At 71.7% G+C, this 10,824-nt stretch carries 10 protein-coding genes; 3 read left to right on the top strand and 7 right to left on the bottom strand.

The genetic code is table 11. From position 1 onward, the window contains the following. The first annotated feature begins 127 nt into the window (after positions 1–127). Positions 128–958, top strand: a complete 831-nt coding sequence (locus tag AW273_RS05490) for an ABC transporter permease (protein WP_062345824.1) — start codon at positions 128–130, stop codon at positions 956–958. 101 nt (positions 959–1,059) lie between these two features. Here AW273_RS05490 and AW273_RS05485 read toward each other — a convergent pair whose 3' ends face one another. Beyond that, on the bottom strand, positions 1,060–2,223 hold the full coding sequence (locus AW273_RS05485; RefSeq protein ID WP_062345822.1) for an acyl-CoA dehydrogenase family protein: 1,164 nt from the start codon (positions 2,221–2,223) through the stop codon (positions 1,060–1,062). A 59-nt stretch (positions 2,224–2,282) separates the two neighbouring features. Beyond that, positions 2,283–2,918, bottom strand: a complete 636-nt coding sequence (locus tag AW273_RS05480) for a TetR/AcrR family transcriptional regulator (protein WP_062345817.1) — start codon at positions 2,916–2,918, stop codon at positions 2,283–2,285. An 80-nt stretch (positions 2,919–2,998) separates the two neighbouring features. Between AW273_RS05480 and AW273_RS05475 the strand changes: the two genes are divergently transcribed. After that, positions 2,999–5,125, top strand: a complete 2,127-nt coding sequence (locus AW273_RS05475; protein ID WP_062345815.1) for an acetate--CoA ligase family protein — start codon at positions 2,999–3,001, stop codon at positions 5,123–5,125. On the opposite strand, the gene AW273_RS05470 is transcribed toward AW273_RS05475, so the two are convergent. The 5 genes from AW273_RS05470 to AW273_RS05450 are packed head-to-tail and all read right to left on the bottom strand — an operon-like array spanning position 5,094 to position 9,768. After that, the gene (locus AW273_RS05470) at positions 5,094–5,510 is read right to left on the bottom strand and encodes a ferritin-like domain-containing protein (protein WP_062345814.1); all 417 of its coding nucleotides are present in this window, start codon (positions 5,508–5,510) and stop codon (positions 5,094–5,096) included. The two genes, AW273_RS05475 and AW273_RS05470, sit on opposite strands and share 32 nt — an antisense overlap. Next, positions 5,480–6,211: a dolichyl-phosphate beta-glucosyltransferase gene (locus AW273_RS05465; RefSeq protein WP_062345812.1), complete on the bottom strand. Its 732-nt coding sequence runs from the start codon at positions 6,209–6,211 to the stop codon at positions 5,480–5,482. The genes AW273_RS05470 and AW273_RS05465 overlap by 31 nt, the downstream gene beginning before the upstream one ends. Then, positions 6,208–7,554 carry a sensor histidine kinase gene (locus tag AW273_RS05460; RefSeq protein ID WP_062345810.1) on the bottom strand — a complete coding sequence of 449 codons (1,347 nt, stop codon included), beginning with the start codon at positions 7,552–7,554 and terminating at the stop codon, positions 6,208–6,210. Before AW273_RS05460 ends, AW273_RS05465 begins: the two co-directional genes overlap by 4 nt. Further along, positions 7,551–8,246, bottom strand: coding sequence for a response regulator transcription factor (locus AW273_RS05455; protein WP_083949548.1), 696 nt, complete (start codon positions 8,244–8,246; stop codon positions 7,551–7,553). Before AW273_RS05455 ends, AW273_RS05460 begins: the two co-directional genes overlap by 4 nt. Before the next feature lie 34 nt (positions 8,247–8,280). Next, entirely contained in the window at positions 8,281–9,768 is a 1,488-nt protein-coding gene (locus AW273_RS05450; RefSeq protein ID WP_062345807.1) for a phytoene desaturase family protein, read from the bottom strand. Positions 9,769–9,915: 147 nt separating this feature from the next. Here AW273_RS05450 and AW273_RS05445 point away from each other — a divergent pair, with 147 nt between their 5' ends. Continuing rightward, positions 9,916–10,824, top strand: a complete 909-nt coding sequence (locus AW273_RS05445) for a pseudouridine-5'-phosphate glycosidase (RefSeq protein ID WP_062345805.1) — start codon at positions 9,916–9,918, stop codon at positions 10,822–10,824.

The following is a 10,824-nucleotide window of genomic DNA, read 5'->3' as shown; positions in this document are numbered from 1 at the left end:
AGAGTCACACCCAATGAAGCGTCTGTAACGGACGTGCCCGAATGTCCGGAATCGAATTCGGTCATTCACGTCTTGCGCTCGACACTCCGGCAGTGCAATACGTGACTCTGGCCGGAGAGGAGATCGCATGAGACGACGTCCGTGGGTGCTTGCGTCGGTGACGTGGGCCTATGTCGTGTGGTCGGCGGTGCCGATCCTGGTGGCGATCCAGTTCTCCTTCAACGACGGCCGCTCCCGCAGCACCTGGCAAGGTTTCTCCCTGCAGTGGTACTTCGGCTCGTCCGGTTCGGTGGCCGAAGACCCGTCCTTACGACTGGCCCTGGTCAACAGCCTGACGGTCGCCGGTCTCACGACGCTGATCGCCACCCCGCTCGGGGTCGCGACCGCCCTCGGCCTAGCACGCTGGCGGGGCCGGACGGGCCGCGCGGTCGGCGGCCTGACCCTGATGCCCCTGGCCACCCCGGAGATCGTTCTGAGCTCGGCGCTGTACCTGGTCTTCACCAACCTCTATCTGTTCGTGCCGCTGGGCCAACCGGCCCAGATCCTCGGTCACGTGACGTTCTCGGTCTCGTACGTCGTGGTGATCGTCCGCTCCCGGCTCGCGTCGATCGGCACCGACTACGAGGAGGCGGCCCGCGACCTCGGCTGCGGCCGCCTTAACGCCGTCCGGTTGATCCTGCTCCCCTTGCTGACCCCCGCCGTGTTCGCCGGCGCGATGATCGTCTTCGCGTCGTCGATGGACGACTTCGTCATTTCGGCGTTCCTGTCCCCCGACGCGTCGTCGGTGACCGTCCCCATCAAGCTTTACAGCGCCGTACGAAACGCGCCCACACCCGCGCTGAACGCACTCGCGGCGCTGCTGATGCTGACCTCACTAGCGGCGTTGCTGCTGGGCTGGCTGATGCAACGCCGAATGCCCCGACAGGACGGCATCCCCGCTCACCTGCGCGGCCGGTAAGAGGCTGCACTCCATCACATGCCGCTGACCCGCCAGAAAATCGCAGACTTCGTGGTCAGGCGGCAGTCGGCGCCACCTGTCGAGGAGAGAGCGCGGGGCCGCTAGGCGATCACCTGCCGGACTCCTCGCCGCTCCATCGACCGCGTGATGATCAGCCGCTGGATCTCGCTCGTCCCCTCCCAGATCCGGTCGACCCGCAGTTCCCGAAGGAACCGTTCGGCCACGTTCGTCCGCATGTACCCCCGCCCGCCAAAGGTCTGCACCGCCCGGTCCGCACACCGCCACGCCGCCTCCGACGCGAACAGCTTCGCCAGCGACGCCTTCGCGTGCACCACCTTCCGGTCGGCCCCCGAATCGGCAAGCGCCGCCACCTCGTACACGAGAAGCCGCGCGGCGGCGGCGTCGGCCGCCGAGTCGGCCAGCGGGAAGGCCACGCCTTGGTGGTCGATGAGCCGCGCGCCGCCCTGTTCCCGCTCACAGGCCCAGGCCACGGCCTCGTCCAGCAGCCGGGTCATCGCGCCGACGCAGTGGGCGGCGATGCCCAGCCGTTCCTCCACGAACCAGTTCCGCTGGAGCGCGTCGGCCTGACCCAGCCCGCCGAGCACGGCGTCGTCGCCGACCAGCACGCCGTTCAGGTGCAGCGTCGGGTGCCCGTGGGGGAAGGAGTGGGTGAAGGGCGGGTCGTCGAGGTATTCGACCCCGTCGGCCTCGGCGTCCACCAGGAACAACGTCGGCCCGGCGTCTTCGGCCAGGGCCACCACGATGTGGACGGCCGCCACGTCTCCGCTGGTCACGAACCATTTTTCGCCGTCGAGCCGCCACCGGTCGCCGACCCGTTCCGCGACGGTCGAGATGGCCGACGGGTCGGAGCCCGCATACTCCTCGGTCACCGCGTAGGAGACCCATCCCTCGCCGCGCAGGGCGGGGCGCAGGTAGCGGGAGATCTGGTCGGGCGTGCCGGCCGACAGGACGTTGTAGGCGTCGGGGACCCACCACCACAATCCGTTGGTGTTGCGGCCGAACTGTTCGTGCACCACGACGTAGTCGGTGGCCGACCACCCCTGCCCGCCGTGTTCGACGGCGTGCCGCCCGCCGTTGAGCCGCGCCGCGAGGGCGGCTTTCATGATCTCGGTGACGTCGGAGGAGGGCAGTCGCCCACCGGCCCGTTCGGCCGACTCCTCCCGTGGAATCAGCACGTCGTCGACGAAGGTTTTCGCCCGGTCACGCAACTCGATCTGTTCGTCCGACAGCCGTATCAGCGACATGTCGCTCTCCCCAACGATCCTGACTGGCGACCCAGTCAAATCGGAGAGCGATCACCGTGTCAAGCAGGGAACGAGGACCGGTCGACGCCCACCTCGCGGGCCGCCGCGATCCGCGCGTGCTCCAGCAGGCGCTTGCGCGACATCGCCCCCGAATGCAGGGTGTAGCGGACCACGAGCCCGTCGAGCATGCCGTCGAGCCGCTCGGCGGCCCCCTGCGGGTCGTCGCAGGTGAACTCGCCGGCCTCCATGCCCTGCGAGATCACCTCGGACAGGATCTCGATCCAGCCGCCTTCGAGTTCGAGCAGGATCTCGCGTACGTGGGGCTCCCGCACACCCAGCGCCCACGCGTCGAGCCACAGGATCCAGCTCTGGTCGGAGCGCGACGAGGGGATGTAGAAGCGCAACACGCGGTCGAGCCGCTGGATGGCGGTGCCGGGACCGGCGATGATCTCGCGCAGCCGCCTGACCTCGCTCTCCGAGGTGGCCCGCAGCATGGCGGTGATCAGGTCGTCTTTGGTGGCGAAGTGGTAGTGGATCAGCCCGCCACTGACGTTGGTCGCTTTCGCGATGTCGGAGACCCGGGTGCTGGCGAGGCCCCGTTCCAGCACCACACGCCGGGCGGCGTCCAGCAGTTCGGCCCGGCGCTGATCTGCCTGATCGGCCCGGCTGCTCCGGGCGCCCTCCGCGCTGCGCACCCGGCAAGCCTACCCCAGCAGCGCCTCGTGTTGACGACCATCCTTGACTGCTGACTGGTTGACCAACCAGTGTTGGGAGGGTGAGACCCGCGCGCCTGCTCGCTCCCCGTTCGGTCGCCGTCGTCGGCGCTTCGACCCGCCCCGGCTCCTATGGCAACCAGGCGGTCGCCAACCTGGTCACCGCCGGTTTCCCGGGGCCCGTGCACGGGGTGCACCCCACCGCCCGCGAGGTCTGCGGCGTGTCCTGCGTGCCGACCATCGGCGACCTGCCGATCGTCCCGGACGCGCTCGTGATCGCGACCCCGGCGGCCACCGTGCCGGACCTTCTCCGGCAGGCGGGGGAACGAGGGTGTGGCGGCGCGGTCGTACTCGCGGCCGGTTTCGCCGAGGTCCCCGAGGGCCGGGCCCTCCAGGACGACCTCCGCCGGATCGCCCTCGCCCACGACCTCCCCGTCTGCGGCCCCAACGGGAACGGCATCGTCTCCGTGGTCGGCAAGGCCCCGATGTGGGGCGACGCCTACCTCCCCCGACGCCCCGGCCCGGTGGCGCTCATCTCGCAGAGCGGCAACGTGGCGGTCAACGCCCTGCTCAGCAGGCGCGCGCTGCGGCTCCACACCGTCATCTCGGGTGGCAACCAGGCGATCCTCACCGCATCCGACTACCTCGCGGCCCTGACCGAACTCGACGGCGTGACCTCGGCCGCCCTCTACCTCGAAACCGAAGACCCCGGCCTCCCGGCGGCCCTCGCGCTCGCGGCCGAACACGGCATCCGGGTGGCCGTCCTGAAGGCGGGCTCCAGCGAACAGGGGGCCGCCGCCGCGTCCGCCCACACGGGCGCGGTCGCGGGCGACCACCGCGTCCTGAAGGCGCTGATCGAGGAAGCGGGCGGCGTGTGGGCCCGCAACCCCCACGAACTCCTGGAACTGGCCAAAGCCCTGAGCCGCGCCGGGCGCTCCGCCGGCAGAGACGAAGCGAGCCCGCACCCCTCGGGCACCGGCGGCGATGTGCCAAGCGCCCTTCCGGGGAACACCCGGCCCCATCGAAGCGGTGTCCTGGTGGTGACCTGTTCCGGCGGCGACGCCGCCGTCGCCGCCGACGAGGCCGCCCGGCTCAGGATCCCGCTCCCGCCCTTGAGCGCCGGCACAGTCCACCGGCTGAAGGGCCTGCTTCCCGGCACCGCCACCGCCGCCAACCCCCTCGACTACACCGCCGTCGTCTTCGGCGAGACGCGGCAGACCGCCGACATCATCACCGCGGCCGCCCACGACCCGGCGATCGGCGTGGTGCTGGCCTACCACGACCGTCCGGAGGAGCTGGACGCCGAGCAGACGGAGGCGTGGGACGCCGCCCTCGACGGCATCACCCGCGCGGCGGCGAATCTGCACATCCCGGTCGTCGTGGCCGCCACCCTCCCCGAGCTCATGCCGGAGGCCACCGCCGAACACCTCACCGACCTGGGGGTGGTCCCGGCAGCGGGTCTCACCGAGGGCCTGATCTGCGCTCACGCCATGACGGCCCGGCTCGACCTGGACCGCCTGCGCGAGATCGCCCACTGTTCCCAGCAGGCATCGCACACGCCGCCGGACGTCTCATCCGGCGAACGCCACCCGCACACCTGGCTCAGCGAGGCCGACGGCAAGGCCTGCCTCAAGGCCCACGGCATCGCCGTCCCCCGAGGCGCGGTGGCCGCCGGCCCGGAGGAAGCGGAAGCGCTCCGGAAGGAGCTGGGCACCGTCGTGGTCAAGGTCCACTCCCCCGACATCCGCCACAAGGCCGCCGAAGGCGGCGTCATCCTGGGCGTCTCGACACGAGAAGACCTCGACAGGGCCCTGCGGCAACTCCCCCCGCCGGTCCTGATCGAGGAGATGGTCCCCCCGGGGGTCGAGGTCATGGTCTCCGTCCGGTACGACGCCGTCACCCCGGTCGTCGTCATCGCGCTCGGCGGAGCATGGGTGGAGGTGTTCGACGACGCCGCCGTCATCCCGCTCCCCGTCACGCCGGAGCGGGTCGCGCGGGCCGTACGGGAACTGAGGGCCGCCCGGCTCGTTCCGGACGTCGGGACACTCGCCCGGACCGCCGTCGCGATCGCCGGCATGACCCGCCGGGAGGGCTTCGCGCTGGTCGAGGTCAACCCCGTCATCCTGCGCGGACGGACCGCGACGGCGGTCGACGCCGTCATCCGCCGAGGGCGCCCCGCAGGTCCATGACGTGGTCCTGGGTCTGCTGGAGCAGCGGGCGCAGGGCTTCGGCCACGTCGGGCAGGCCGAGGGCGACGGCCTGTTCGACCCGCTCCCGGTAGCGGACGAGCTGGGTCTCCTCCAGCTCCAGGTCGAGCCGGAGGGCGGCGGCGCCGTCGTGGGCGTCGGGGATGTGCGGGACCTGCACCGAGGGGACGCCGCCGAGGAAGTCGATCTGCTCCGCCAGGGCGGAGGCGTGTTCGAGTTCCTGTGACAGGTGGGCGCGCATCTCCTCGACGATGGGCTGGTGTTCGGCGCCCTTGATGGTCGCCGCGTGCTGGGTGTACTGGACGATCGAGCGGTATTCGCTTTCGAGGTCCTCGTTCAGGAGCGCGATGAATGCCTGTTTGTCCATGTGGCTGCGGCTACCCCGCGATCGTGTTCCGACACCACCCGGGCGAGGCCGCGTAGCTGGGCGATCGAGGTGCGCACGACGTCCACGCTGCTGTCGGGATCGTCGACCCACCGCACGGGCACCTCGTGGATGCGGTAGCCGCCCCACTGGGCCTTGAGCAGCAGTTCGGTGTCGAAGAACCAGGCGTCGTCGGTCACGTGCGGGAGTAACTCCCGCGCGACCGGGGTGCGCAGCGCCTTGAAGCCGCACTGGGCGTCGGTGAACTCCGCGCCGAGCGAGCGCAGCAGCCGGTTGTAGGTGCGGGAGATGAGTTCCCGGCGGGGACCGCGGACCACCGACGAGCCGGGGGCCAGCCGGGAGCCGACCGCGATGTCGCACTCCCCCGCCAGCAACGGGGCGACGAGGGGCACGAAGCCGGCCAGGTCGGTGGACAGGTCGATGTCCATGTACGCCACCACGTCGGCCTGGCTCCACGACCAGGCCTCCCGCAGGGCGAGCCCGCGGCCTTTGGCGTCCAGGCGGATCGTCCGGACGTCGTCCAGAGATCGGGCCACCTGCCAGGTGGCGTCCGTCGAGCCGTTGTCGGCCACGGTCACCTGGGCCGGGAAGGGACACTCCCGGCGGAGGAAGCCGAGCAGTGTGGACACGCTCGACGCCAGCACCCGTTCCTCGTTGTAGACGGGCAGCACGATCTCGATCACGCGGCGGTTCCGGGCAGCTTCACGGTCACCGTCGTCCCGCCCGACGGGCCGCTCGCCAGGCGCACGTCGCCTTCGGCGGCCCGCACCGCCTGGGCGACGATGGCCAGGCCCAGGCCCGAACCGGGCAGGCTGCGCGCGGCGGGCGATCGCCAGAAGCGTTCGAAGACGTGCGGGAGCTCCTCGTCGGCGATGCCTGGTCCCTCGTCCCGGACGGTCAGTTCGCCGTCCCGCAAGCGGACGGTCACGGTGCCCCCCTCTGGGCTGAACTTGACCGCATTGTCCAGAATGTTAACGGCCGCACGCTGCAACCCGCGCACATCCCCGCGCACCCGCCACGGGGACAACTCCACGTCGAAGACCAGCCCGGGGCCGCGCCGCCGGGCCCGGTCCACCGCCGCCGAGACGATGTCCTGGAGCTCCACATCGGTCGAGGAGCCGCCGGTCTCCGCGTTCCGGGACAGTTCCAGCAGGTCGGCGATGAGCGACGACATCTCCTCGAACTGTTCCTTCACGCTGACCAGCAGCCGCCGCTTGGCCTCGGGCGCGAGCGGGCGGCCGGTGTTCTCGCTGCGGAGCAGCAGGTCGATGTTGGTGCGCAGGGAGGTGAGGGGGGTGCGCAGCTCGTGGCCGGCGTCGGAGACGAGCTGCCGCTGGCGGTCCCGCGAGGCGGCCAGCGCGGCGGTCATCGTGTTGAAGGCGGCGCCCAGGCGGGCGATCTCGTCCTTGCCGTCGACGGGGATGCGGACCTCCAGGTCCTCGGTCCTGGCCACGTGCTCGACCGCGCCCGTCAGCGACGCGACGGGGCGCAGGGCCGTCCGGGCCAGATAGAGGCCGGTGACGCAGGCGCCGAGCACCCCGACGGCGCAGACCCCGGCGAGCACCAGGCCGAGCACCCGCAACGAGGTGTCCATCTCCCGCGTCGACCGGAACACGGTCAGCGCCGTGCCGGGCTCGAACCATTCGGTGTAGGCGATGACGGGCGTCTGGTACTTGCCGCGCAGGACGCCGTCGCGCACCACCGGCCGGCCCGAGGCGGCGGCGAGCGCGAGTTCGGCGGGCAGGGGGTCGAGCGCCGAGGAGCCCTCCTGGCAGATCGACCCGTCGGCCCTGACGAGCTGCCAGCCGCGCCCCGAAGGGTCCCACGGCTGGTCGGGGTAGTCCTGGCCACAGCGGGCCAGCGCCTGCGCGACCTGCACGTCGAGCACGGGGAACTGCTCCAGCGACTCCACGAGCTGGTCGCGGAGCCGGTCGCGGACGATCAGCCAGCTCGCCCCGGCGCAGACGGCGATGGCGACGGCCACCGCCACCGCGATCACGATCGTGACGCGCCGCCGCAGGCTCACGGCGCGGCCTTCAGCACGTAGCCGACCCCGCGCACGGTGTGGATCAGCCGCGGCTCCCCACCGGCCTCGGTCTTGCGGCGCAGGTACATGACATAGACGTCCAGGGAGTTGGACGAGGGTTCGAAGTCGAAGCCCCACACCGCGCTGAGGATCTGCTCCCGGCTCAGCACCTGCCGGGGATGGGCCAGGAACAGCTCCAGCAGCAGGAACTCGGTCCGGGTCAGGTCGAGGGGCCGCCGGCCGCGCCGGACCTCCCGGGTGGCCGGGTTCATCCGCAGGCCCTCGAAGGACAGTTCGGCGCCGTCCCCGGCGGCCAGGGCGCCGCGCCGCAGCAGCGCCCGCACCCGGGCCAGCAGTTCGTCGAGCTCGAACGGTTTGACCAGGTAGTCGTCGGCCCCGGCGTCCAGGCCCGAGACGCGGTCGCCGACGGCGTCGCGGGCGGTCAGCATCAGGATCGGCACGTGGTCGCCGACCGCCCGGAGGCGGCGGCAGGTGGTGAGCCCGTCGAGGCGCGGCATCATGACGTCGAGCAGGACGGCGTCGTAGGGCTCGCGCTGGAGCTCGGCCAGCGCGGCCAGCCCGTCGGAGGCCGTCCCGACCCGGTATCCCTCGAACTCCAGGCTGCGCCGCAGCGCCTCACGCAGGGCGGGTTCGTCGTCGACGACCAGGAGCCGGGGTGTTTCGTCCGTCACGCTCACACGGTAACGACCGCCTCTGAGAGGACCCTTAACGACCCAGAACGGCCATCGCGGCGTTGTGGCCCGGGATCCCGCTCACCCCGCCGCCGCGCCGGGCGCCCGCCCCGCACAGCAGCAGCCGTTCGTGGGCGGTCTCCACGCCCCAGCGGCCCTCTCCCTCGGCGTAGGGCCACGACAGGTCCTGGTGGAAGATGTGCCCGCCGGGCAGGGCCGCGTCCTTCTCCAGGTCGAGGGGGGTCTTGGCCTCCAGGCAGCCGGGCAGCAGCACGTCCTCGATGGGTTCGGCGAGCACCGAGTCGATCGAGGCGAGGGTGCGGCGCACCGCCTCCTCCTTGGCCTCCGGGCGGTCGAACAACCGCGCGGGCATGTGCAGGCCGAACAGCGTCATGGTCTGCGCGCCGGAAGCGCGCAGGTCGGCGCCGAGGATCGAGGGGTCGGTCAGCGAGTGGCAGTAGACCTCGGCGGGCGGCAGGCCGGGGATCTCCCCCGCCGACGCCTGCCGGAAGGCGGCGGCGAGCTGGTCGCGGCTCTCGTTGATGTGGAAGGTGCCGCTGAAGGCCTCCCGCGGGTCGACCGAGGGGTCCTTCAGCCGGGGCAGCCGCTTCAGCACCATGTTGATCTTGAGCTGGGCGCCTTCGGGCCGTTCCGGGACCTCCTCGCCGAGCAGGCGCGCGAGCGTGAAGGGGGGCAGGTTCGCGAGGACCTTCCCGCCGGTCACGGTGTGCTCGCCGCTCTCGTCCCGGTACGTCACCTCGCCGGTCGCCGGGTCGATCGCGACCACCTCGGCGTTCACCCGGATCTGCGCGCCCGCCTTGCGGGCGATCTCGGCGAGGCCGCCCGTGACGGCGCCCATGCCGCCGACCGGGACGTTCCAGTCGCCCGTGCCGTCGCCGATGACGTGGTAGAGGAAACACCGGTTGGCCAGCAGGTCGGCGTCGGGGTCGGCGAAGGTGCCGATCAGGGCGTCGGTGAGCACCACCCCGCGCACCACGTCGTCGGCGAACCGCTCGTTCACCACCTGGCCGATGGGGCGTTCGAACAGATCGGTCCACGCCTCGCCCACCAGGTCGCGGAGGCGCTCGCGCGGCATCAGCGGCTCGATCAGGGTGGGCGCGACGGCGGTCGCGGCGGCGGCCGTCATGGCGTAGAAGCGCCGCCAGGCGACGATCTCGTGGCCGCTCCCGGTGACGTTCGCGAACGAGGCGGCCGTGCGGTCGTCGTCGCCGCCGTCGACCAGCAGGCCGCCGTCACCGACCGGCGTGTACGACGAGAAGCGCCGCCGCCGCAGGTCGAGCGGCAGCCCCAGGTCGGTCACGACCTTGGAGGGCAGCAGGCTGACGAGATAGGAGTAGCGCGAGACCCGGGCCTCGACCCCCGGGAAGGCCTGGGCCGAGACGGCCAGGCCGCCCACGTGGCCGAACCGCTCCAGCAGGAGCACGCTCCTGCCCGCGCGGGCGAGATAGGCGGCGGCGACCAGGCCGTTGTGGCCGGCCCCGGCGATGACGACGTCGAACATGGTGAGTCCCCTCGGTTTCGTGGCGTGACGAAAGCGGGAGCGGGGCTAGAGACCGGTCTGCCAATGGGGCTGCGGCTGGGACACCATGTCCGCACCTTACATTTGTGAGTGCTCTGGGACCACCTGCGACGTATGGGGATATTTCAAATGATCAAGCGTTCCGAGGAAGTGGCGACCGCGCTCGCGGAGGGCCGCCCGGTGGTGGCACTGGAGTCGACCATCATCTCCCACGGCCTGCCGCAGCCCAGGAACCTCGAAGTGGCCCGTGAGCTGGAAGGACTCGTCAGGGCGGGCGGCGCGGTCCCGGCCACGGTCGCGGTGCTCGACGGCGTGCCCCGGGCCGGCCTGACCGACGAGGAACTGGTGCGGGTCGCGACCGAGCCGGGGCTGCGCAAGCTCGGCTTCCGCGACCTCGCGCCGTGCGCCACGCTCAGGCTGAGCGGCGCGACGACGGTCTCGGCGACCTCGTTCCTGGCCGCGCGGGCCGGCATCCGCGTGTTCGCCACCGGCGGCCTGGGCGGCGTGCACCGCGGCTACACCTCGGTGCAGGACGAGTCGGCCGACATCGACACGCTGAGCCGCACCCGCATCACGGTCGTCTGCGCCGGCGTGAAGTCGATCCTGGACGTGCCCGCCACACTGCAGCGCCTCGAAACGCGCCAGGTCACCGTGGTCGGCTTCCGCACGGACACCTTCCCCGGCTTCTACCTGCACACCTCCGGCGAACCGGTCGACTGGCGCATCGAGTCGGCCGGGGAGGCGGCCGGCATCATGCGCGCCCAGGACGCCCTCGGCGGCCCCGAGACCGCCCTGATCGTCGCCAACCCCGTCCCGGAGGACGAGCAGCTCGACCCGGCCCTGCACGACCGCGTCCTCGCCGAGGCCCTCCGGGCGGCCGAGACCGGCGGGGTGACGGGTCAGGCCATCACCCCGTACTTGCTGGAATACCTGGTCGAGGCCACCCAAGGCGCCTCACTTGCCGCCAACCTCGCGGCAGTCCGCGGAAACACCCGCCTCGCGGCGGAAATCGCGTCATCCTGGACGCCGGAGAATTGA

The organism is Herbidospora yilanensis (assembly GCF_001570565.1).
Lineage (GTDB): Bacteria > Actinomycetota > Actinomycetes > Streptosporangiales > Streptosporangiaceae > Herbidospora > Herbidospora yilanensis.
This window is presented reverse-complemented; position numbering and strand designations above follow the sequence as displayed.